This window comes from Hungatella sp. SB206 (assembly GCF_051132295.1).
GTDB classification, from domain to species: Bacteria; Bacillota; Clostridia; order Lachnospirales; family Lachnospiraceae; genus Hungatella; species Hungatella effluvii.
Genome location: NZ_CP096603.1, coordinates 5,089,860 through 5,113,723 on the forward strand (window position 1 = coordinate 5,089,860; position 23,864 = coordinate 5,113,723).

At 48.2% G+C, this 23,864-nt stretch carries 19 protein-coding genes; 2 read left to right on the plus strand and 17 right to left on the minus strand.

Annotation, left to right across the window (positions count from 1 at the left end; genetic code table 11):
* Nucleotides 1-3 precede the first annotated feature (3 nt).
* The 8 genes from M1L66_RS22675 to M1L66_RS22710 all read right to left on the minus strand — a co-directional run bounded on the left by M1L66_RS22675 (nucleotide 4) and on the right by M1L66_RS22710 (nucleotide 12,472).
* Nucleotides 4-2,469, minus strand: coding sequence for a glycogen/starch/alpha-glucan phosphorylase (locus M1L66_RS22675; protein WP_434688386.1), 2,466 nt, complete (start codon nucleotides 2,467-2,469; stop codon nucleotides 4-6).
* Between the two features lie 53 nt (nucleotides 2,470-2,522).
* Nucleotides 2,523-5,636 carry an isoleucine--tRNA ligase gene (gene ileS / locus M1L66_RS22680; protein ID WP_434688388.1) on the minus strand — a complete coding sequence of 1,038 codons (3,114 nt, stop codon included), beginning with the start codon at nucleotides 5,634-5,636 and terminating at the stop codon, nucleotides 2,523-2,525.
* An 86-nt stretch (nucleotides 5,637-5,722) separates the two neighbouring features.
* A complete protein-coding gene (locus M1L66_RS22685) occupies nucleotides 5,723-5,878 on the minus strand; it encodes a hypothetical protein (protein WP_187018473.1) in 156 nt (51 codons plus the stop codon).
* A gap of 138 nt (nucleotides 5,879-6,016) precedes the next feature.
* Complete coding sequence (locus tag M1L66_RS22690; protein WP_434688390.1) at nucleotides 6,017-7,453, minus strand: 6-phospho-beta-glucosidase; 1,437 nt, start codon at nucleotides 7,451-7,453, stop codon at nucleotides 6,017-6,019.
* Nucleotides 7,454-7,472: 19 nt separating this feature from the next.
* A complete protein-coding gene (locus M1L66_RS22695; RefSeq protein WP_434688392.1) occupies nucleotides 7,473-9,425 on the minus strand; it encodes a beta-glucoside-specific PTS transporter subunit IIABC in 1,953 nt (650 codons plus the stop codon).
* Nucleotides 9,426-9,551: 126 nt separating this feature from the next.
* The gene (gene licT / locus M1L66_RS22700; RefSeq protein ID WP_187018468.1) at nucleotides 9,552-10,403 is read right to left on the minus strand and encodes a BglG family transcription antiterminator LicT; all 852 of its coding nucleotides are present in this window, start codon (nucleotides 10,401-10,403) and stop codon (nucleotides 9,552-9,554) included.
* Nucleotides 10,404-10,592: 189 nt separating this feature from the next.
* The gene (locus tag M1L66_RS22705; RefSeq protein ID WP_434688394.1) at nucleotides 10,593-11,969 is read right to left on the minus strand and encodes an FAD-dependent oxidoreductase; all 1,377 of its coding nucleotides are present in this window, start codon (nucleotides 11,967-11,969) and stop codon (nucleotides 10,593-10,595) included.
* 29 nt (nucleotides 11,970-11,998) lie between these two features.
* The gene (locus tag M1L66_RS22710) at nucleotides 11,999-12,472 is read right to left on the minus strand and encodes a rhodanese-like domain-containing protein (protein WP_434688396.1); all 474 of its coding nucleotides are present in this window, start codon (nucleotides 12,470-12,472) and stop codon (nucleotides 11,999-12,001) included.
* A gap of 1,005 nt (nucleotides 12,473-13,477) precedes the next feature.
* Here M1L66_RS22710 and M1L66_RS22715 point away from each other — a divergent pair.
* Both M1L66_RS22715 and M1L66_RS22720 read left to right on the plus strand, forming a co-directional pair.
* Complete coding sequence (locus M1L66_RS22715) at nucleotides 13,478-14,938, plus strand: nicotinate phosphoribosyltransferase (RefSeq protein ID WP_434688398.1); 1,461 nt, start codon at nucleotides 13,478-13,480, stop codon at nucleotides 14,936-14,938.
* A gap of 82 nt (nucleotides 14,939-15,020) precedes the next feature.
* A complete protein-coding gene (locus tag M1L66_RS22720; RefSeq protein ID WP_002602927.1) occupies nucleotides 15,021-15,740 on the plus strand; it encodes a hypothetical protein in 720 nt (239 codons plus the stop codon).
* 365 nt (nucleotides 15,741-16,105) lie between these two features.
* Here M1L66_RS22720 and M1L66_RS22725 read toward each other — a convergent pair whose 3' ends face one another.
* The 9 genes from M1L66_RS22725 to M1L66_RS22765 all read right to left on the minus strand — a co-directional run bounded on the left by M1L66_RS22725 (nucleotide 16,106) and on the right by M1L66_RS22765 (nucleotide 23,848).
* A complete protein-coding gene (locus M1L66_RS22725) occupies nucleotides 16,106-16,285 on the minus strand; it encodes a DUF6472 family protein (protein WP_187018461.1) in 180 nt (59 codons plus the stop codon).
* A 59-nt stretch (nucleotides 16,286-16,344) separates the two neighbouring features.
* A complete protein-coding gene (locus M1L66_RS22730; RefSeq protein ID WP_434688401.1) occupies nucleotides 16,345-17,391 on the minus strand; it encodes an acyltransferase in 1,047 nt (348 codons plus the stop codon).
* Nucleotides 17,392-17,593: 202 nt separating this feature from the next.
* A complete protein-coding gene (locus M1L66_RS22735; RefSeq protein ID WP_187018457.1) occupies nucleotides 17,594-18,016 on the minus strand; it encodes a hypothetical protein in 423 nt (140 codons plus the stop codon).
* Between the two features lie 241 nt (nucleotides 18,017-18,257).
* The gene (locus tag M1L66_RS22740) at nucleotides 18,258-18,740 is read right to left on the minus strand and encodes a GNAT family N-acetyltransferase (protein WP_187018456.1); all 483 of its coding nucleotides are present in this window, start codon (nucleotides 18,738-18,740) and stop codon (nucleotides 18,258-18,260) included.
* A 101-nt stretch (nucleotides 18,741-18,841) separates the two neighbouring features.
* Complete coding sequence (locus M1L66_RS22745; protein WP_373264044.1) at nucleotides 18,842-19,324, minus strand: amidase domain-containing protein; 483 nt, start codon at nucleotides 19,322-19,324, stop codon at nucleotides 18,842-18,844.
* A gap of 167 nt (nucleotides 19,325-19,491) precedes the next feature.
* A complete protein-coding gene (locus tag M1L66_RS22750; protein ID WP_187018453.1) occupies nucleotides 19,492-19,908 on the minus strand; it encodes a YjdF family protein in 417 nt (138 codons plus the stop codon).
* Between the two features lie 405 nt (nucleotides 19,909-20,313).
* Complete coding sequence (locus M1L66_RS22755) at nucleotides 20,314-21,603, minus strand: patatin-like phospholipase family protein (protein ID WP_187018451.1); 1,290 nt, start codon at nucleotides 21,601-21,603, stop codon at nucleotides 20,314-20,316.
* Between the two features lie 42 nt (nucleotides 21,604-21,645).
* Nucleotides 21,646-22,161: a MarR family transcriptional regulator gene (locus M1L66_RS22760; protein ID WP_434688404.1), complete on the minus strand. Its 516-nt coding sequence runs from the start codon at nucleotides 22,159-22,161 to the stop codon at nucleotides 21,646-21,648.
* A 256-nt stretch (nucleotides 22,162-22,417) separates the two neighbouring features.
* On the minus strand, nucleotides 22,418-23,848 hold the full coding sequence (locus M1L66_RS22765; RefSeq protein ID WP_349768840.1) for an NCS2 family permease: 1,431 nt from the start codon (nucleotides 23,846-23,848) through the stop codon (nucleotides 22,418-22,420).
* Nucleotides 23,849-23,864 lie beyond the last annotated feature (16 nt).

The following is a 23,864-nucleotide window of genomic DNA, read 5'->3' on the forward strand; positions in this document are numbered from 1 at the left end:
GCTTTACTGATTTGCTTCTATTTCTACCTTCACCTTTTCCAGATGCCAAATGTCATTTACATACTCCTCGATCGTACGGTCTGAGGTGAATTTACCGCTGCAGGCCACATTCAGAATAGCCGCTTTTGCCCACCAGGTCTCATTGCGGTAAGCCTGATCGATCCTCTGCTGTGCTTCCGCGTAGGACGGGAAGTCCTTTAAGATGAAGTACGTATCTGCACGGTCGCTGCTCTGCGTATTCAGCAGAGAATTATAAATGTCACGGAACAGCTCCGGATCCTGCGGAGCGAAGTAGCCGTTGATCAGCTGCATCAGGACGCGGCGGATCTGGTAATTATTGTTAAAAATCTCCATCGGATTATATCCGCCCTTGTTCTCGTAGCCGATCACCTCGTCGGAGGTCATACCGAAGATAAAGGCATTCTCGGCTCCAACCTCTTCCACGATCTCCACATTGGCGCCGTCCATAGTTCCCAGCGTCAGCGCACCGTTTAACATAAACTTCATATTTCCGGTACCGGATGCTTCCTTGCTGGCCGTGGAAATCTGCTCGCTGACATCGGCCGCCGCGAAAATAATCTCCGCGTTGGATACCTTATAGTCCTCGATGAACACCACCTTGATCTTTCCGTCGATGGATTTGTCGTTATTGATTACATCTGCCACGGAATTGATCAGCTTAATGGTCAGCTTCGCCCTCTTATATCCGGCCGCCGCCTTGGCGCCGAAGATAAAGGTTCTCGGAATCATATCCAGGTTGGGATTATCCTTCAGCTGGTTGTATAAATAGATCACGTGAAGAATATTCATCAGCTGGCGCTTATACTCGTGAAGACGCTTTACCTGAACATCGAAGATCGAACGCGGGTCCACGTCGATTCCGTTGTGTTCCTTGATGTATTTGGCCAGACGGACCTTGTTCTGGTACTTGATGTCCATGAACTCCTGCTGGCACTTCGGATCATCCGCGTATACCGCCAAACGGTGGATATGAGGCAGGTTTGTGATCCATTCGCTTCCGATTTTTCCAGTCACCCATTCGGCTAACAGCGGGTTGCCGTGAAGCAGGAAGCGCCTCTGTGTGATGCCGTTGGTCTTATTATTGAATTTCTGCGGCATCATCTCATAGAAGTCACGCAGCTCTTCCTTCTTTAATATCTCGGTGTGCAGCCTTGCGACGCCGTTGACAGAGAATCCGCCGACGATGGCTAAGTTGGCCATGCGCACCTGGCCGTCGTAAATGATGGCCATCTTGCGGATCTTATCCTGGTTGCCCGGATACATCTGCTGGATCTGCTCCACAAAGCGGCGGTTGATCTCCTCCACGATCTGGTAGATTCTCGGCAGCAGTCTGGAAAACAGTTCGATCGGCCATTTTTCCAGAGCCTCGGACATGATGGTGTGATTCGTGTAGGCACACGTCTTCGTCGTCACAGCCCATGCCTCATCCCAGGTCAGGTTAAACTCATCCAACAGGATACGCATTAATTCCGGCACAGCCACGGTCGGATGGGTATCATTTAACTGGAACACTGTCTTCTCGAAGAATTTATGGATATCCTCATGCTTTTCCATATACTTCTTAACCGCTCTCTGAACGCTGGCGGATATGAAGAAGTACTGCTGTTTTAAACGCAGTTCCTTTCCAGCGTAGTGGTTGTCGTTGGGATACAGAACCTCGACAATGGTTTTCGCCAGGTTTTCCTGCTCCACTGCCTTCTGGTAGTCTCCCTTGTCGAAGGAATCCAGACTGAAGGTATTGATTGCCTCCGCATCCCAGATTCGCAGCGTATTCACCACATTGTTGCCATAGCCGACGATCGGCATGTCGTAGGGAACGGCGCGGACGGACTGATATCCCTCCTGAACGAAATGCTCTCTGCCGTCCTCCCAGACAGTTCTCACGTAACCGCCGAATTTTACCTCCGCCGCATACTCGGCGCGGCGTACCTCGAACGGATAGCCGTTCTTTAACCAGTCATCCGGAACTTCCATCTGATATCCGTTTTCAATCTTCTGCTTGAACATACCGTAACGGTAACGGATGCCGCAGCCGTATGCCGGATAGCCCAGCGTCGCCAGGGAATCTAAGAAGCAGGCGGCAAGACGGCCAAGGCCGCCGTTTCCGAGAGCCGGATCCGGCTCCTGATCCTCGATGGCGTTTAAATCGAAGCCGAGTTCGTCCAAAACTTCCTTCACTTCCGGCAGCGCCATGATATTGATGATATTGTTTCCAAGGGCACGGCCCATTAAAAACTCCATGGAGAGATAGTACAGGGTTTTCGCATCCTGCTTCTCATACTCCTTGTGGGTTGCAATCCACTCATCGATGATGACATCCTTTACCGCGTAGGCAACTGCCTGAAACGCCTGCTCCGGAGTAGCCTCATCGATCGTCTTGCGGAATACGTTTTTTACGTTATAAATAACGCTTTTCTTAAAGGTTTCTTTATCAAATCCCATACTCATTGTGAATGACCTCCTATTGGTTATTTCCATCTGAAGAGAATCCTCGCTTCATATTACTGAACTTTTTCAACGCCCAGAGTGACATTCTCACCATTGATGTTCCATTCCTTCGTATATCCCGCTGCCTTACCCGGTGTGATGCCCTCTGCGAGGACCTCGCTCTTTATTTCTTCGCCGTGTGCGCCAAAGATTCCGGCAATCTTCTCATTGCCTTCGCTGGTGATGAGGATATGGTCCATAACCTCAAAGCCGGCTTCCTTACGCATCGTCTGAATCTTGCTGATCAACTCGCGGACAAAGCCTTCCTCGATCAGTTTTGGTGTCAGGTTCGTGTCAAGCACAACCGTAACGGTATTATCACCTTCCGATACGTAGCCCTCCATCTGAGCCGTATCAATCAGTAAATCTTCCTTCGTCAGAACCACCTCACTGCCGTCAAAGTCGAACGTGAGGGCGCCCTTTTCATTCAAAGTATCCATGGCGGTGTTGCCGTCCACCTCGGAAAGGGCCTTTCTGATGTTGTTTAACTGTTTTCCATATTTCGGTCCGACAGTCTTTAACTGCGGCTTAAAGCTGTAGCTGGTAAAATCGCGGACATCGTCTGTAAAGACAACTGTCTTTACATTCAGTTCATCCTCGATGATCTCCTGATAGAATACGGAGAGCTCATGAGGCGCCTTCACGAACATCCGGCCGATCGGCTGGCGGTTCTTGATATTCGCCGTATTTCTGGCCGCACGGCCCATGACTACGATCTTTAAGACCTCGTCCATGTTGTCTTCCAGCTTCTCATCGATGCAGGATTCATCCGCTTCCGGATAATCGCATAAATGGATGCTCTCAGGCGCCGTCTTATCGATATTGCACACCAGGTTCTGGTATATCTGCTCCGTCATAAACGGAATCAGCGGCGCAGCCACCTTGCTGACGGTCACAAGCGCGGTGTAAAGGGTCATATAGGCATTGATCTTATCCTGTTCCATGCCCTTTGCCCAGAAACGCTCACGGCTTCTTCTCACATACCAGTTGCTCATGTCATCCACAAACTCCTGAAGTGCTCTGGCCGCCTCCGGGATCTGGTAATTGCCCAGATTGGTGTCCACGGTCTTGATTAAAGTATTTAACTTCGACAGAAGCCATTTATCCATAACCGGAAGCTTATCGTATTCCAGTTTGTATTTTGTTGCATCAAATTCGTCAATATTTGCATAGAGAACAAAGAAAGCGTACGTATTCCATAAAGTACCCATGAACTTGCGCTGGCCTTCCATGACGGCCTTGCCATGGAAACGGTTCGGCAGCCACGGCGCGCTGTTGATATAGAAATACCAGCGGATGGCGTCTGCGCCGAATTCATCCAGAGCCTGGAACGGATCAACCGCGTTGCCCTTGGACTTCGACATCTTCTGTCCATTCTCATCCTGCACGTGGCCCAGAACGATAACGTTCTTATATGGCGCCTTGTTAAAGATCAGGGTCGAGATAGCCAGCAGAGAATAGAACCAGCCTCTCGTCTGATCCACAGCCTCGGAGATGAAATCCGCCGGGAACTGCTGCTCAAACAGCTCTTTATTCTCAAATGGATAGTGGTGCTGCGCAAATGGCATGGAACCGGAATCAAACCAGCAGTCGATTACCTCCGGAACTCTCTTCATCTGCTTCCCGCACTTCGGGCAGGTGATGGTCACCGCGTCGATGTATGGGCGGTGAAGTTCGATTGTCTCGGGGCAGTCAGGAGACATGGACTTTAATTCCTCGATGCTTCCGATAGAATGCTGATGGCCGCACTCACACTCCCATACGTTTAAAGGAGTGCCCCAGTAACGGTTCCGGCTGATGCCCCAGTCCTGAACATTCTCCAGCCAGTCGCCGAAGCGTCCCTTACCGATGCTCTCCGGGATCCAGTTGATGTTGTTGTTGTTGCGGATTAAGTCTTCCTTCACCTCGGTCATCTTGATGAACCAGGATTCTCTCGCATAATAGATGAGAGGCGTGTCACATCTCCAGCAATGCGGATAGCTGTGCTCAAATACCGGTGCGGAGAACAGTAAGCCCCGCTCTTCCAGATCCTTTAAAACCAGCGGATCGGCCTTCTTACAGAAGGTGCCCGCCCATTTCGTCTCCTTCGTCATCTCGCCCTTGGAATCCACCAGCTGAACGAAAGGAAGATCGTATTTTTTACCAACCTTGGAGTCATCTTCACCGAATGCCGGAGCGATATGAACGACTCCGGTACCGTCTGTCAGCGTTACGTACGTATCGCAGGTCACATAGAAGGCCTTCTTCGCCGGATGCACGAAATCAAACAGCGGTTCGTACTCCTTGAACTCCAGATCCTTTCCGGTGCAGCGCTCCAGTACAGTGTATTCACTATTCAGAACCGTATCACACAAAGCTTCCGCAAGATAATACGTATATTCTCCGTTTTTCACCTTCACATAGGACTCGTCAGGGTTCACACAGAGCGCCACGTTGGAAGGAAGCGTCCACGGTGTGGTCGTCCACGCCAGTATATAAGCATCCTCGCCCTTCACCTTGAATCTGGCGATAGCGGAGCGTTCTTTCACATCCTTGTAGCCCTGTGCCACCTCGTGGCTGGACAGCGGCGTTCCGCAGCGCGGACAGTAGGGAACGATCTTAAAGCCTTTGTATAACAGGCCCTTTTCCCAGATCTGCTTAAGAGCCCACCACTCGGACTCGATATAGTAGTTCTCATAGGTAACGTACGGATCATCCATATCAGCCCAGAAGCCGACGGTCTTGGAGAAATCCTCCCACATGCCCTTGTACTTCCATACGCTTTCCTTGCAGTGCTTGATAAATGGCTCGAGACCATATTCCTCGATCTGCTCCTTGCCGTCCAGCCCCAGCATCTTCTCCACTTCCAGTTCGACTGGAAGTCCGTGGGTATCCCATCCGGCCTTTCTCGGCACGTCGCATCCCTTCATGGTACGGTATCTCGGGATCATATCCTTGATAACACGGGTGAGGACATGGCCGATATGAGGTTTTCCGTTGGCGGTTGGAGGGCCGTCATAGAAGGTATAGGTTTCAGCCTTTTTTCTGTTATCGATGCTCTTCTGGAAAATCTCGTGATCTTCCCAGAATCTTTCAACTTCTTTTTCTCTCGCTACAAAATTTAAATCTGTAGGAACTTTGTTATACATCTCTTTTGACCTCCTTTATAAATAGTAAAAAAAGAAGGCCTTCGTCCCGTAATCAGGACGAAGGCCGTGCTTCGCTAAACCACCTATTACAGCATACTGACATATGCGTTCCCTGTAACGTAGGAACCACGTCCTGGCTTACCGCTTATACAGCTTTCAGCCGGAGACTCCAGAGTGATGTTCGTTCCCATGACTACTCTCACCAGGCTTTCACCCTCCCCGGCTCGCTTTGGATTTCCCACGGTCCTACTGTCTCTTTCATCGTCTTTCTTCCTATAATATAATGGCAGGTTATGCCTTATATGTCCTCTCATTATAGATATTATGGGAGGAAATGTCAAGTAAAAGACGAAATTTCGGGCATCTGTCGCGTATTTTCGTCATTCTGCCCCGTAACGGGCCCACTCCCCATTGGTCCCTATTACTTTTTGATACCATCCGAACGACTTCTTCCTCATCCTCTTTCCCGTTCCATTGCCTTCGTCGTCCAGATCCACATGGATGAAGCCGTATCGCTTCTTCATCTGTCCGCTGCCTGCGCTCACCAAATCGATGGGCGCCCACGCCGTGTAGCCGAGTAAATCCACGCCGTCCAGCTCTGCGGCATCCATCATGGCGCATATATGCCGCTTTAAATAATCGATCCGGCAGTCGTCTGCAACGTTTCCGTTTTCGTCGGGAAAATCCTGTGCTCCCAGCCCATTTTCCACAATAAACAGCGGTTTCTCATACCTGTCATAGATCTGGTTTAAGGTAATCCGAAGTCCCAGGGGATCGATGGGCCAGCCCCATTCGCTGTACGTCAGATACGGATTTTTCGCAGAGGCAAACAGATTGCCCTCCGCCGATTCCACGCTGTCTGCCGTAGAGACACAGCGGCTGTTATAATAGGAAAAGGAGATAAAGTCCACCGTTCCCTTCTTCAATATCCTCTCGTCCTCGTCTTCCATCACAGGCATAAGGCCCTCCCGCTCAAGCGCTCTCCCTGCATAGGCCGGATACTCCCCTCTGGCCTGCACATCGACGAAAAAATAGTTCTCGCGGTCCTTTTTCAGTGCTTCCCACACGTCCTCCGGCCTGCAGCTGTACGGATAGACGCTCCCCGCCGCAAACATACAGCCGACTCTGTTCTCCAGATTGATTTCGTGTGCCATCTGCACCGCCAGGGCGCTGGCAATCAGTTCATGATGAGCGGCCTGGTATTTCAGTTTTTCCCTCTCGTCCCCGTCCTGAAACAGAAGTCCCGCGCCCAGGAATGGAGCGTGCAGAATCATATTGATCTCGTTAAAGGTCAGCCAGTACCGCACCAGCTCCCGGTAGCGGACAAACAGCGTGCGGCAGAGTTTCAAATAGAAGCCGATCATCTCCCTGCTCCGCCATCCGCCGTACTTTTCGATTAAATGCACCGGACAGTCGAAGTGGCAGATGGTCACCAGCGGCTCAATGCCGTATTCGTGACACGTCCGGAACAACTCCTCATAGAACCGCAGTCCCGCCTCGTTTGGCTCCTCTTCCTCTCCTCCGGGAAATATCCTCGTCCACGCGATGCTCATGCGGTAGACTTTAAAGCCCATCTCGCCGAAGAGGCGTATGTCCTCCCGGAAATGGTGAAACATGTCAATGGCCTCGTGAGAGGGATACCGGTGCTCCCCGTCGCAGACAAGCGATACGTGCTCTCCCCGTATCACTGCTTCACGGTCCGGTCCTGCCGGACACACGTCCACATTGGAGAGTCCTCTTCCGTCCTCCTGCCAGCCGCCCTCGCACTGGTTTGCAGCAGTGGCGCCTCCCCAGAGGAAATCTTTACTCAGTCCCATTTTCTGATCTCCTTTCCGGTTATTTAACGATCCGCAAAAGCGGTTTCTGATACTCCACCGCGTCATCGGCCTTCACAACGGCTTCCACCGACTGGTAATTCCCATAATTACTGATCAGAACCGGCGTCTCCAGCAGGAACCCTGCCTCCCGGATCAGCTCCATATCGAACCGCATCAGCGGCTGCCCCGCTTTCACATGATCGCCCTGCTTCGCTGCAGCCTCAAAGCCCTTTCCATCCAGCTGCACCGTATCCAGTCCGATGTGGATCAGAATCTCCGTCCCTTCGTCCGACAGAATTCCAATCGCATGGAGCGTCGGAAAAATGGTCACAACCGTTCCATCCACCGGTGACACCACCAGACCTTCCTCTGGAAGAACAGCAATCCCCTTTCCAAGGATTCCGGAGGCGAATGCGCTGTCTTTTACGTCTTTTAAATCAATAACAGCGCCCTTCATGGGACTCATGATGGTCAGGAACTCATGAGATGCGAATTCCGGGTTGTTGTCAGCCGTTCCCTGGTCTGCACTGCCACTGTCCATTCTGCCGTCCTCAGCAGAATCCTCTTTCTTTTTATCTTTATAGACAATCATCGTCATAACAAACGCGATCACCATGGTCAGAAGGGCCCCGGTCACAGCCACGATTAAGTTGCCCATGGAACCGTCCGGCTCCACCATCGCCGGAAACTCGAAGATTCCCATTCCGCCCATCATAAATTTTCTAAAATTGAAGAAACCGTAGAAGCCTCCGCCGATTCCGCCTGCAATACAGCTGATGATAAAGGGCTTCTTAAGCGGCAGTGTAATTCCGTAGATCGCAGGCTCCGTCACCCCGAAAATACCGGAAATAAAGTTGGGCAGTGCCATTTCCTTCAGTTTTCTGTCCTTTGTCTTGATAAAGATAGCCAGAACCACAGCCGATGTCGCAAAGGTACAGGCAAAGAACGGCATCATCACGTTGTCGTAGCCCATGGTCATGATATTGTTGATATAAACCGGAATAAATCCCCAGTGCAGGCCGAAGATAACCAGGATCTGCCAGGTAAATCCAACGATGGCTCCTGCCAGCATAGGTGAAAAGCTTCTGATTGTAAGTACTGTCTCCGCGATAATCGTGGATGCAAAGGTGACAACCGGACCGATAACCAGAAATCCCGCCGGAAGCGCCGCTAAAAGCGTCAGCATCGGCACAAAGAAAAACTTGACCAGATCGGGTACAAACTTATTGAACAGCTTCTCGCATTTCGACGCAAAGTATACGATAAAAATAACAGGAATTACCGTGGAGGTATAATCCATGGAGATTACCGGAAGCCCGAAGAATGTGATATACACAGGCGATTCAAACAGCGTCCCCTCAAACAGCGTGTAGAGCGGAGCCATAGAAGCGGAAATACTTCCCGCCTGAATCGCCGGATAGCACATGATCGCGCCGATCGCCAGCCCCAGCATGGGCTTTAAACCAAACTTCTTCGCGGAGGTATAGCCCAGGAACAGCGGAAGAAAGGTAAACAGCGCGTCCCCCACCGCATTGATGATTAAGTATCCGCCGCATGTGTCGGGATATAATCCCAGCACCGCAAACAGCGTGTTCAGCCCCTTCACCATACCACAGGCCGCCATAATTCCCAGAATCGGCTGGAAAATACCGGAAATCGTATCCACAAACCGGTCAAACACCTTCTCTTTCTTCTCCGGCTTTGCCGTCTCCTCCCCTTTCTCCAGATCGAGAAGCGGGCAGACATCCTCATAGACCTCTCCCACGTGATTTCCGATCACCACCTGATACTGGCCTCCGCTCTTCATGACTGTGACCACGCCTTCCATGTTCTTTAACGCTTCATCATTGGCCGCGGCTTCGTCCGCCAGCTTAAAACGCAGTCTCGTGATGCAGTGGGTAAGTCCGGTAACATTGTCCCTGCCTCCCACGTATTTGACAATCTCTCTTGCCAGTTCCTCATATTTTCCCATTTCATTTCCTCCATCTTTCTATTTTTTTGTTTGAAATCTGAAGGTCGAGCCAACTGAATGTAACTGTCCTTAATGAAATATCACGCTATGTCTTATGGGCTTTCCTCCTTTCCTTCCTTTTCTGAATCATGCCCGTGGTTTCCGCGAGACAGAAACGATCCTTGCAATGTGAATACTCAGATAAAGAATCTCTTCTTCACTCAGCGTATATTGGTATTTATCCCCGATAAAAGCGGCAATCTTCCTGCCGCACTGGTAAGCTTCCTGATACTGCGCCCGGATCACCTCCGCCAGCGCCGCCACCTCCTGATCTTCATACGTTTTTCCGGAAAACATCCTCTCCGCGAAAAATTTCAAATGCGTAATGAAGCGGTGGTAATAGACAGATTCCGCGTCCAGCCTGATTTTACAGGTCATGCGGACGATTGTCTCGATTTCCTGCATGACGGTGGTGATCTCATGGACCGTCTTCTGCTTTAAATTCATCTGCGCGTTCACAATATGAAGGGCAATAAAGCCCGCTTCATCTTCCTCCAGCTTTACATGAAACCGCTCCTTCACACAGCGCAGCGCATAGAGTCCCGTATCATACTCCGCGGGATAATACCGCCTGATATCCCACAAAAGCACATTTTTCACATCGATTCCCTGCTTCTTCCGCTCCACCGCCATGTATATATGGTCGCACAGCGGAATGATGACATTCGTGCTGATCTTACTGTTCACATGAACTCTGGCATAGGAGAGCACATCGTCCGCCAGCTTCACGTGTTCCACAGGAATCTCCTGAAGCAGCTCCTTCAGCTGCTCCCTCTGCCCGGCGTCCTCCAGAGAAAAAATCTTTTCGATCTTCTGCTCCTCCACCTCGGAGCCTTCCTTTTTCTGAAACCCAAGCCCGCATCCCACCAGTATCTTCTCGCGCCCTTTTTCGTCCTCCGCAATGACTGCATTGTTGTTCAGTCTCTTCTTAAAGATCATCGAAATCCCCCTTCCGATTCATTTTAGAAATAAAAAAGACCTTGCATCATCAATAAGAATGGCTGCTGCCACTCAAATACGATCATACAAGGTCAAGCTTGCCCGAAGCAATAACTATCCTTAAGTCAAAGATATATGAAAAAGCATAATTTGTCAAGCGTTTTTTTCAGTTTCATCAGACCGTTTTTTTCAGACCGCAAACAAGTCACCCAGCGCCTCGCTCATCGTCGGATGCGTATAAATCTGATCCCTCAATACCGTGTAGTCCGCATCGAGATCCATGGCCAGCTTCACGATATTGATCATCTCATAAGATTCCTCACAGAACAGCATCGTGCCTAATATCTTATTCGTCTTCGCATCAATCACTGCCTTTAAGAGACCTTTGGTTCTGTTTAAGACAGCAGCTTTCGGAATCGCGGCCGCCGGCAGTTTGGCGATCTTCACATCCAGACCGGCCCCCCGCGCTTCCTGCTCATTCATACCGACTCTTGAGAAGGATGGTTCAATGAACACGCTGTACGGAATATGGCTTCTCTTGCCCGCATTCGCATCATATGCCCCGCCGTGAAGGCTGGACCACACGATCCTGAAATCATCCAGGGAAACGTAGGTGAACTGAAGTCCTCCGGCCACATCTCCCATGGCCCAGATATTCGGAGCCGTCGTCTTATAGCCGTCATCTACCTTGACGCCGCCGCGGGCCGTCAATTCCACGCCTGCCGCTTCCAGATTTAATCCCGCCGTGTTAGGCCTTCTTCCTGTAGCGACCAGAATCGCATCCGCCTCCAGATCTTCCTCTTTTCCATCGACAGAGTAATGGACGTAAGACCAGTCCCCTTCTTTCCGGATCCCGGAAATAGCCGCGCCAACCACAAATTTAACGCCCTTTTCTTCCAAAACCTTCTGAATCTCGGCCGCGATATCTTCATCCTCTCTCGGAATCAGGCGTGCCTCGTTCTGAATGACCGTCACCTCAGAGCCAAATCCGGAATACATGGACGAAAACTCCAGCCCGATATAGCCGCCGCCAATGATGACCAGCTTCTTTGGAAGCTTCTCCAAATCCATAAATGTCTCACTTAAATAAACCTGGGGATTGCCTTCTATTCCCTCAATCGGCGGCACAAACGGAGCGCTCCCCGTATTGATAAAGATCTGATCTCCCTCTAAAGTAAACGCCTCCGAACCGTCTGCCGGCACTACATTTACCTGTGTATTGGAAAGGAAGCTGGCAGTTCCGTTATAAATGGTCACCGCTTCCAGATGATTCAGCTTGTCAAAATTCTTTTTTCGAAGCAGGGAAGTAACGCGTCTCTTTTCCTCAACAGCTGTCCTGTATAATTCCGCCTTTTCCTCAAAAGAGATCTCTCCCTTTGCTTCCGTCATCTGGGAACTTCTCACCAGAGACTTGGATGGAATACATCCCACATTGATGCAGGTACCGCCATACATTTTATCTGATTTCTCAATCAGCGCTACCGCTTTTCCCTCACCGGCCAGCTTTCCCGCCAGAGTCTTACCGCCTTTGCCAAATCCTATAATAACCGCATCATACTTTTTCATCTCAAAACTTCCTTTCTTATCACCATTTTTTATTTTTCATCACCAGACACGGTCTCATAGGGCCAGTCCTTAATACCGCCTATATCAATAATATTCTTATAACCAAGGCCCAACAGCTTCTCCGCCGCGTTTTTACTTCTCACGCCGCTTCGGCAGTAGACCATAATTTTCGCATCCAGATCCGGAAGCGCCTCCGGCATCTCCTCTCCGATGTCTTCCACCGGAATGTTAATCGCATCGCCAATCCGGCTGTCCGCATACTCTTCCGGAGTTCTTACATCCACCACGATGAGCGCATCGTCCGAATCCATAACTTCCTTTGCCTCTTCCGGCTTAAACTTAACATACTGTGAAGCCTGGACCTCCGCACCGGCCTCCGCTTTCTGCGCCGCCGTCTTCTGTGTCTCCTTGCCGGAAGCACTCCCCTGGCCGCCCGAACACGCCGTCAGTACTAAAACCGCTGCGGCGATTCCCGCCGTTATCCAATATTTCCCTTTTATCATCTCATCCGCTCCATTCTGTAACTTTTTTCGTTTCAGTTTTTATACTGTAATAATATCAGTTACAGTTAGTTCTGTCAAGCGTTTTTTACATTTTTCTTCAATCTTTTTCCATAACTGCGCAGTCCCACTGCGGAAGCCGTCTGCACGCAAATAGAAACGGGTACCGACTCATTTACATGAACTTCGATACCCGTTCCTAGACTACTTCATCCATTGGACTTTACCCTCACTTTTTGTTTTGTCACTGATACTTGTGTACCTGGATGCTCTATATTAAATTTTTTTACCTTCGCCACTCCATTACCGGGCCTCATCTATCATCTGGTTTATCTCTGCATCGTCATTTTCATTCTTCTATATGTTAGTAAGCTACATATGTGGAAACCTTTGTTCGGACGAATCATACTTTCTCGTCATACGACTCATACGATGAATTTTCCTTTGCAGTTTATAACGAAATATAGGCATATGTAAAAGATATATAGATTTTTTCCTGCTACTTCATCCATGCTTTCGCATTTATTCATCATAGAAGGAATGGCTTTTCACTGTGGCCGAAAGGTTTTTCCTATTGTCCGCTTCCTACTTGGAAATCAGACGAGACTTATGTTTTCGGCGGAATCTACCTCCTTTTCTTTCTATTTTTTATCCTTCCCGCTTCCTGTTCCCGGGAGGTTTCTCTATATCTTGTATCTCTTTCCTTTGATAGCTTTATTATATAGTATCTCTCTCTGTTTTGCAAGACTCTTTAGAAAAAATTAATAAATTATTTCTTAATTGTCAAATTGTATATAATTATTTGAAATATTCATTATTTTTTTTGTCTTACTCCATTTGTTATAGTTATTCTTCTCTATTATTCTGATATTATAGATTGTTATTTTTTTATCAATCACGTTGCGTTTTTGTAAAGTTATGGTATAATGTCCAAAAAGGACAGAGTCCCCGGGCCTTACGGTCCCAATTGCTCCGCCCCCACATTAAACGTTCAGAAGGAGAACACATATGAGCCAGCGCAATTTAACCTTATTAACGGATCTATACGAGTTAACCATGATGCAGGGCTATTTTAAAGAAAAGGATGCCAATGAGACCGTAATCTTCGACGCATTTTACCGCACAAATCCGGGTGGCAACGGTTATGCAATCTGTGCCGGTCTGGAGCAGGTAATTGAATATATCAAGGATCTTCGTTTCGAAGAGGACGATGTGGACTATCTGCGTTCCACGGGACTGTTCGGCGAAGACTTTCTGGAGTATTTACGCCACTTTAAATTCTCAGGCGACATTTATGCCATTCCGGAAGGCACTGTCGTCTTTCCGCGTGAACCGCTGGTAAAAGTGATTGCTCCTATTATGGAGGCGCAGCTCATTGAGACGGCGCTGTTAAATATCATCAATCATCAGAGCCTGATCGCCACAAAGGCAGCGCGCGTCGTATATGCAGCCGGCGGCGACGGTGTCATGGAATTCGGACTTCGCCGGGCTCAGGGACCGGATGCCGGTATCTACGGCGCAAGGGCGGCCATGATTGCAGGCTGTATCGGGACCTCCAACGTTCTGTGCGGTAAGATGTTCAACGTTCCTGTCAAGGGAACTCACGCCCACAGCTGGATCATGAGCTTTCCGGATGAGCTGACCGCGTTCCGCACCTATGCCAGGCTGTATCCTTCTGCCTGTATCCTGCTGGTGGACACCTATGACACGCTGAAATCCGGTGTTCCTAACGCCATTAAGGTATTTCAGGAAATGAAGGAAGCGAAAATCCCGCTGACCTTCTACGGAATTCGTCTCGACAGCGGCGATCTTGCCTATTTATCGAAGAAAGCGAAAAAGATGCTGGATGATGCCGGATTCCCAGACGCAGTTATTTCCGCCTCCAACGATCTGGACGAGTCTCTGATCAACAGCTTAAAGATTCAGGGCGCAGCCATCAACTCCTGGGGAGTCGGCACGAATCTGATCACCTCCAAGGACTGCCCATCCTTCGGCGGCGTATATAAGCTGGCTGCCATCTTAGATAGGAAGAGCGGAAAATTTGTGCCAAAGATCAAGTTATCCGAAAATGCCGAGAAGATTACCAACCCGGGCAATAAATGTATCAAGCGTATTTACAGCAGGGAAACCGGAAAAATCATTGCCGATTTGATCTGCCTGGAGGGCGAGAAATACGATGAAAATAATTCACTGCTGCTCTTCGATCCCATCGAGACCTGGAAAAAGACGCACCTGGCTCCCAACACCTATCATCTCCGTGATCTGATGGTTCCGGTATTTAAAGATGGAGAATGCGTTTACGAATCCCCCGCGGTCATGGACATTCAGGCGTACTGCAAGAAAGAACTGGATACGCTCTGGGATGAATCCCGCCGTCTTGTGAACCCTCACGAGGTGCATGTGGACCTCTCCAATGAGCTTTGGCACATGAAAAATCAGCTTCTGGACAGCTATCATTTTTCAGAATAACGAAAAAAGTTAACCTTTGTTATAGTTTCTGTGGTTGACATCGGTTATAATAGAAGTAATATGACAAAGGAGGTTGTTTTTTATGAGTATGGGGCAGGAAACCAAAATTCGCGCCAGAGACAATGATAAGCTGGCTTTAAAAGTAACAAAAGGACATTTTTCATCCGACCGTTTTCACATTAACTACTACATTGACATGACCACATTGAAGATGCGTCAGGAGGAAGCTGAGCAGGTTGCCAAATCCATGGTGAAAAGATACGTAAACCGTGTTGATTTATCAGGGCTGATCGGCGTAGGAGCGGAAGAGCTCAAGCATTATTCCAAAGCGTTTGCTTCCAAGACTCCAATCGATACCATCATCTGTATGGATGGCTGTGAGGTAATCGGCGCCTATGTAGCAAAGGAATTATCCGAGCTCGGCGTTACCACCACGAATATCCACAAGACTACTTACATCGTGACTCCGGAATTCGATTCCGCCGGACAGATGGTCGTTCGTGACAACATCAAGCATATGCTGAAGGATAAACACGTATTAGTCGTTCTCGCTACCGCGATGTCCGGCCGTACTATTTTAAAGAGCATTCGCTGCATCGAATCCTACGGCGGCATTCTGGAAGGCATCTCCGTTATCTTCGCCGCAGTCAATGAGATCGACGGATATCCGGTTAATGCGGTATTCGATTCTTCCGATCTTCCCGACTTCCGTCTCTCCGAGCCGGAGAACTGTCCGGATTGTAAGAACGGAATCAAGCTGGATGCGATTGTAAACAGCTACGGTTATACAAAACTGGATTAATAGAAGTGAAATGAGTTAAAATAGCCCCGGGCCACGGCAGGAATACCTGCCGTGGCCCGGAGTGTTTATGGAGTGGAGTCTTAATTATCATTTGGAGAGTGTTACATTTGATGGATTTGATGGCAATACAGCCTCCTGATCGAACTGCCTGTCCCTTAGGATCGAATTAATGTGCAGCGCGTTCTGTTCATATTCTGGTCATAATCTTTTTACATACCGGTCAAACTATCTTCATATTTACCGGATATACTTATAACATAAGAGAAAGATGCTTATGCCTTACATCAGATAAAATTTTTTTCATAATCGCCGGTATTCTTACAGAAGGATACCGGCTCCTCCCTTTTATGGGGCTTTTTTATGTCTTACATCTGCTTTCGTACGATTTTGTATTCGTCGGCGAACTGATAATGAGAACAGCCGCCGCTGTCTCCCCTTAAAAAGCGGATCATCTCATCTTCGTCCAATTCCATATCACATACGTAGCATTCGTAGTCCTCGTCGTATGTATAATACATACAGCTTTCACAGTTCTTTCCTGACATCTCGTGCATCTCCCCTTTATATTGATTCCAATTATTTTTATTGAGTCGTCTTTATTGATTCATTTTCGTTGGTCCATTTGATCCGTCTTAATTAAATTTTGCAGCCATCGAATCACCGTACTGTCCAAGATCCATGCGGCTGCAAAGGACAGAACCGCGGTCAGCAGCGTTGCACAGACAATGCGCGGAACGTAAAAATGTCTCACTATGGTTTGATCCACCAGCATTTCAGCTGCGGCCTTCAGAATCAGATAGTGGGCCAGGTAGGCCGAATAGCTGTGGCGGCTCATCCAGACAGCGGCTGTTCTGGCAGCCTTGCATTTTAAATTACCACAGCACTCAAACAGTAAGAACACTGCCGCCGACATGGCAATCATGGTAGGCGCCAGATCGTGAATTCCCGGTACAAAGCCAGGCGTAAACCTTTTTTGCAGCAGTGTCAGAGCCAGCCCTACGATTCCTGCAAGGGCAAACCACTTAAATTCCTCCCGTTTGAACAGCCTCTTCAGCGCATATCCCAGGACATAGTAGATCAGCCAGCCTTTAAACACCATATAATCAAGAATCTGATCCAGTCCGATGTCAAATCCACCGGCATAGTTGGTCAGTGTCTGGACTCCAAGGATGAGCAGAATAAAATATTTCAGTTCCTTATCATTCATTGCCTTCATCATACGGGCCAAAAACGGCGTACAGAGGTAGAGCGCTATGATCACATACATAAACCACATATGGTCCGCCATAGGCACTGTACCGCTGAAAAAATCCCGCAGGAATTCCACCGGATACTCCCACCAGGATAATATCTCCTGGCTGCGGCTGACATAGAACAGATAGTAAAGGACCGAGAAAAAGAAAAACGGGATAACGATGACTTTTACCCGTTTCTTATAAAATTGCGTGATGTCTCCGGTCGCCGAATCCAGAAGGAACAGACCGCTGAGCATAAAATATATTCCGACAAAGCTGAGCAGAAGCGGCTGCATGACTGCTGCAAACCACCACTGTTTATCATTGACAGAGACAGCCGGTATGGCGTGGACCATAATGATCGCCAGCACCGCCACCGCCCTTAGAAAATCGTATTTTATCTCGCGTTCTTTCAAACTGATTCCTCCATTTCAATATCAAGTCAACATCAAGTGCTCCCAGTACTGCGTTGCGCAATGCAGTATTAGTATACCATAAACAGTAATTTCGTGAAAGACTTCATCAGATTGTTTCCTGTATCCGGCGAGGGCCAGGCCGTGAACCGGCTCAGCCCTCCTCTCCTGTAAATGTATTGCCTGTTTAGGGAATTGCCTCTGCTCACAGCATTTCGTGAAGTCTGGTCCGCAGCATCTCCACACGGCGTATGGCTTCACTCACGTTGTCCGATGCCTCCCTGATTTTTGCCTGGACCATCCAGTCTATGATCAATCCATCAAAGAAATAGTCGGCAAAATTAAGGAATTCCCCAATATCGATTTTGAAATCTGCCGGTATATCAATATCCATCAGTTCCCTGCGCAGGCTTCTTAAGCTGCGTCTGGCTTCCTCCAGAGACGTTCTCGCATCATCGATCCTGGAGTGCTTGATCCAGGTAGTAAACATTCCGCCTCCCAGCATATCCCAGATTCCCCAGCTGCCTGCGCTCGATAACGCGGTTTCGGCCTGCCTCAGATTCATGAGCACCCGGTTTGCGGCGGCGATCGCCTCTTCTACTTCCTGTTTTCTTCTCTCTTCTTCCATACTGATTCTCCTTCCTGTCTGACGACAACTAAAAGTTTTCGTGCGTGGCTGGAACTTCCTTTATGAAGAAAAGAAAAAGACTCTTACCGTGGTAGTTCCTGCCACAATAAAAGTCTTGCACATTTCATTTTATACGGGTGTTTATAAAAACACCAAGAAGACGATTTAAAATCCATCGGATGATGGTTCGCTACTCCCTTTTATTGAAAGATAATATATCATATTTTTACAATTTTGTCAACTAATTCAGGTTTCTTTCAACGCTTCTATTCAGCGTTTCTTTCAGCACCATCACTTTCTCTCCATGAACATCGGTCTCTCCGTTAAATCGGAATCCGAATTTCTCATAGAGATGGATTGCCCCCTGATTTTCTTCGACTACGCTTAAGTAAATCTTCTTTCTGTGGTATTCGCTTCTCAGCTTCTCGATCATCATCGGGAGTACGATGTGCCCATAGCCGTGGCCCTGATAATCCCGGTCGATCAGCAGCCGGTCCAGCCAGACACGGCCAAATGGCAGATACTGCCAGAAATAACCGTACATGGAGAAGCCTACCAGCTGTTCTCCGTCATAGATGCCTACCGGACGCCAGCATTTCTCTTCCGCCGCCTCCTTTAAGCATTGTTCGGGACTTTCCACAAATCCCTTCTGTGTTTCGTGAATTTTGAGAGCCAGTACTGCCTCACGGTTCTTGTCATTTACCGGCTCAACATGGATATACATGATTCCCCTTCTTTCTTTATTTTGACTTTGCCTTTTCCTATCATAAACTATCTGGTAACCCAATAGTCAATAGCTTTTGCCTGTTTTTCTGCCTTCGGTATCTACCAGCTGCGTACACCCTGTATATGCAGAAAGCGGGATTTCACGTATAAATAGGAATCAAGAGGGCGCATATAAGCGTCAAAGCTGTGCGCCGCCACGTAAATGCGGCCGCCCGTGACCGCGACGATTACCGGACTGTGATAAAAACCGTTGGCATTGCCCAACTGTACAATATCTCCCGGCTGTACTCCGTCCTGACCGGTTTCTGCCGCGTACGGACCAACCGACTTGTTATTAACCAGAAAATTGTAGAGATACTGCACTCCCGTCCAGCTCGGCGTCCTGTCAGTACTGCTGTTATAATACCATCCCATCACCGGCGTATAGTTCATGACCCCGCTCCCCGCGTAAATGCACTGTGAGGCGAAATTCGTGCAGTCTCCTCCAAAATGCTCAAAGTCCAAATACCGTGGATTTCTGCCCATGGCCCATTTCTTTGCATATTCCAATGCCGCGTCCCGCCGATAGCCTGTTTCTTTCATATTCTTTTTACCCGATTTTGATCTTTACAATATAATATGAAACATCATATGAAACGAGTAACGAAAAGTCCTCAAACAGGGGATTCGATTATACGGAGGACCTGGGTGTTTCCATAACGGTATTGCCTGTTATTATGAAATATAAAAAGGAAACACAGGAAGCAGAATCATCTGCCCCTGTGCTTCTCCTTCCGTTTCTGCTGTTTTAATTCGAATCTGGCTTCCTTTTCCGCTTCTTTCTGCTCGCGGGTCCGGATCTTCCGTTCCTCCTTCAGCTGCTCATGCTGCAGGCTTAGGGCCTGCTGCGACTTCGTTCCGATGCCGGAGACCGCCGTCTGCATCCTGGCCTCCCGCTGCCTGCGCTTCGGGTTGGTATGTTCTTTTTTAGCCTCAGCTTTCACGGCCGGACTGAATCGCAGCCGATAATAATTCTTAAGGAGCCAGTCATATACCTCGTAATCCTTCGGCTCCATACCGAAGGTTATCTTGCATACTTCCATCGTTCCGCCCGAAATCCGTTCCACGACTCCGATCCAGAACGGGTCCTCAAAAAATACCCGAAAGGTCAGCGATACTTTGTCCATAATGATATCCTCCTTATATGATTCAAAATAGACAAAGAACGGACGACCTAAGGAGGAAGGTTACTGACAGCGGTTTCACGAATATTGTCCGCTGCGCCCGGACTACCTACCGGGCTGTGTTTTTATCTTTGTATTTACTTTACATTACCATTTTACCATATTGGTACGGATATTTCCAGACCGTTTAAAAGAATACGATCGGCCAACTGCATATAATGTTTATAAAGAGCTTCAAAACGTTTGGGAGCAGATGTTTGGCATCATAATTCCATATGGCATCATCCACCTGCGCAGTCTGGCTCCCTTAAAGATAATTAAACACATCCTGGCCCGGAAGTACCAATCCTGTTACTCTGCATAAATATCCTCCTGTTTGACCTTACATCAGGTATTTTATTTAATTTTTTATAAAAAACTGCCTGCCGCCAAATAAACACCTGCCAGAAACGCCTCCGGAAGGATGCTGAAGCCTGCAGGGGAAGGCTGTTCTTTCTGTGTCCGAACCATATCCGCAATCACACGGCCTGCCAGAATTGCCCTGGAACGTCTGTCAGCCAATGACCTGGCGCTTTCATACAGAGTATCCGCGAAACATAATTCTCCCTTCTCTTCCTGTTCCGGAATCAGGAACTCCTGCACTTGTCTTTGAAGCTGCTCCTGCCAGATTCCGTATGAATAAATTGTCTCACTGCTAAGGCCGAATACTTCCCCCGCCACCTCGGCACATACCAGCGCGGTTGTTCCTTCATCCGGTTCCAGAACTCCATGCTCCTCGAAAATCTTTTCCAGCTGTCTTAAGTACAATTGATCCAGAACGAATCCTGCGCTGCCCTTTTCGAGTAATGATCTAAGCGGAAGATAACCGCCCATCTGTTCTGCCGCAGATTTTCCAAAGCCGCGCATAAAAGTGAAAGCACAGCCTTCATAAACCTGAAAACTCTTTAACGCATCCAGATAACCAAGACGGATATTTCGCTGCATTACAGTATGGTCAAATACCAGTGTAGGGCCGAGATTCCAATAACACCGGATATATGTCAGGCGTTTTGCAAGCGCCAGCGCCTCTTTCTTAACCACTCCAAAGGCTTCCAGATCTACGGCTATGATGTGACATGCCCCCTTTTCCAATGCCATCTTCACAGGAAGATTATCGTGATACGCGCCATCCAGATACCTTACGTCATCAATTCGATGCGGTTTAAACGCAGGATAGATGGAGGCGCTGGCAATAATATAGTCAATCAGTTTCCCACAGGGAATATCCTCTCTGAATAGTTCGCAGGGAATATTTCTATCCATATCTATGGTAACAAGTCCGTACTCGATCTCAGACTTACGTATTCGTTCTTCATCAATAAACGAGCCAAGCGTCTGCCTCAGAGGATTTGTATCCGTGCCGCCGTTCTTTACAAAGTTTAAGACAAAGGTCTGATATGTCTGCCAAACTTTTTTCTTCAATGGATGTTCATCGTTGACCGGTACATCCATGACCTGAGCGGTCTCAATCTGATTCCACAGAAAAATTGCTTTCTCATAATCCCCCTGTGCGATCATTGCGCCGTTGACTGCGCCGATAGATGTACCTGTCACCACATGTATATCAATCCCCAGTTCCCGCAGGGCCTTCCATACCCCCATTTCATAGGAACCACGGGAACCTCCTCCCCCCAGTACGAAAGCCGTTTTATCACTCAAGCGCTCACCTCCATCTGATATTTCCTGCCGATACTTCCAGTTTCATTCCAATGCCGCCAGCTCACGAAGTTCTTCCCTAAAGCATCCGATATACTTGCCTAATAAAGAAATGCATATCTGACGTTCCTGCTCCGACAGCCTGACAAAGGTCCGGTACTCCGCTGCAAATACAGGCTGTACGATGCCTTCAACATAACTTTTACCGCTGTCCGTTAATCGTAACAGCTTCCGGTTCCGTGTCCCGGGAACTGCTTCCAGTTTGACAAACTTTTTTTTCACCATATTTGCAACAGCTGAATTAACCGTCTGCTTCGGTAATGACCACATCTCACAGATATCCTGCTGCGAATATTCCTCCCCCATCACAAACAGGGTATACCACACCCAAAATTCATTATCAGAAATTCCCAGCCTGGCGGCAGCCTGATGGTAAACTCCGGTCAGTTCTTTTATCTGCTGGTTCAAAGTTTCCAACTGCTGCTTAATCTGCTGCTCCGGCTGCCATCCTGTCTGCTGTTCTATCTGTTTCTCTGTCTCTTGTCTTATCTGTTCATTCATACACAATTTTTCCCCTGTCTGCTAAGTGAGCCCAAATGCTGACTGAAAAATCCATTTTTCCAGGCATGAAAATTAATTAAGGCGCTTTATGTGTCCGATTTCGGATACATAAAGTATAGTCCGATTTCGGACTCTTGTCAATAGATAAATTCCATCTTTACTGTATAAGACAAAAGGCTGGACCTCAAAAAGAGTCCAGCCTGCTGCGTATTGACTGCTGATCCTGGTAAAATGCGTTTTAAACCGCAAACCAGTCTTATCCCAACGTCATAAAAGCATATCTCACAACAAATACAACGGAGATCATTAATGTTAAAGCTCTAACTTGCCGTCTTTTCCCTGTCATGATATTCATCAGACAATAGGTAATCAGTCCGAATGCGACACCATTGGCGATCGAATATGTAAATGGCATAAATACGATTGTACAGAAGGCCGGCAGTGCGTTGCTCATATCGCTGAAATCCACATCTCTGATGTTACCGAGCATCAGAATCCCCACGAAAATCAGTGCCGGGGCAGTAGCCGCCGCCGGAACAATGCTGACAATCGGTGCAAACAGAATGGCTCCCAGGAACATCAGAGCGGTTACAAGACTCGTCATACCCGTTCTTCCGCCTTCCGCGATTCCAGCGCTGGATTCCACCACAGTGGTAACGGTTGAGGTTCCTACCATTGCGCCTGCCAATGTCGAAACCGCATCTGACATTAACGCCTGTTTCATCCGGATTACTTCGCCGTTTTCATCAATCATTCCAGACTGCCTAGCTGCTCCGAGAAGTGTCCCAATGGAGTCAAACATATTAACCAGGGAAAAGCTGATGACCAGCATCGTTACCGTAAACAGAGTTTCCACAAAGTTTGTTCCGGCAAACAGGCCGGCAAAATCCATCTTTAAAAATGATACTTCCGCGAAATCCTGGAATTTCACTCCAAGATTCATATCTAAATTTGAAAGATGCGTTATACCAAGCGGGATTCCGATCAGGGTTGCCGCTATAATTCCCAGAAGAATCGAGCCTTTTACCTTTCTCGCATGCAGAATTCCCATAATGACCAGGCCAACCAGTGCCACCAGCGCGCCATTGATCAAAACCATATCCGCGCCGCTTCTCCATTTGGAAAAGTCAACCAGGCTTACGAGTGTGGCAGGATTGGAAATGACGATTCCTGCATTCTTCAGTCCGATAATTGTAATAAACAGACCGATACCAGGGGTAATCGCTGTTTTAACCGCGTCCGGAATTGATCTGATTATCGCCTCTCGCAGACCGATTGCGGTGATAACGATGAAAAAAATACCGGATATAAATACGATGACCAGTGCCTGTCCATATGTATATCCCATTCCCAACACCACGGTATATGCAAAAAATGCATTTAACCCCATGCCTGGCGCCTGCGCAAACGGAACCCTTGCATACAATGCACAAAGGATTGTACCGATAAACGCTCCGATACAGGTACCGATAAAGACGCCGTTGGCAATCTTCTGCGCCATCGCTGCGTCTCCCATAATCAAATATGGGTCGGATAAAATCTGTGGGTTCAGAATAAGGATATAGGCTATTGTGATAAATGTTGTGATTCCTGCAAGTACTTCCGTTTTAACGCTTGAATGACTCTGGGATATCCCAAAAAACCTGTCTGCGAATCCTGTTTTTCGTTCCAATAATATGTCCTCCATCTTCCTTTAAATAAAC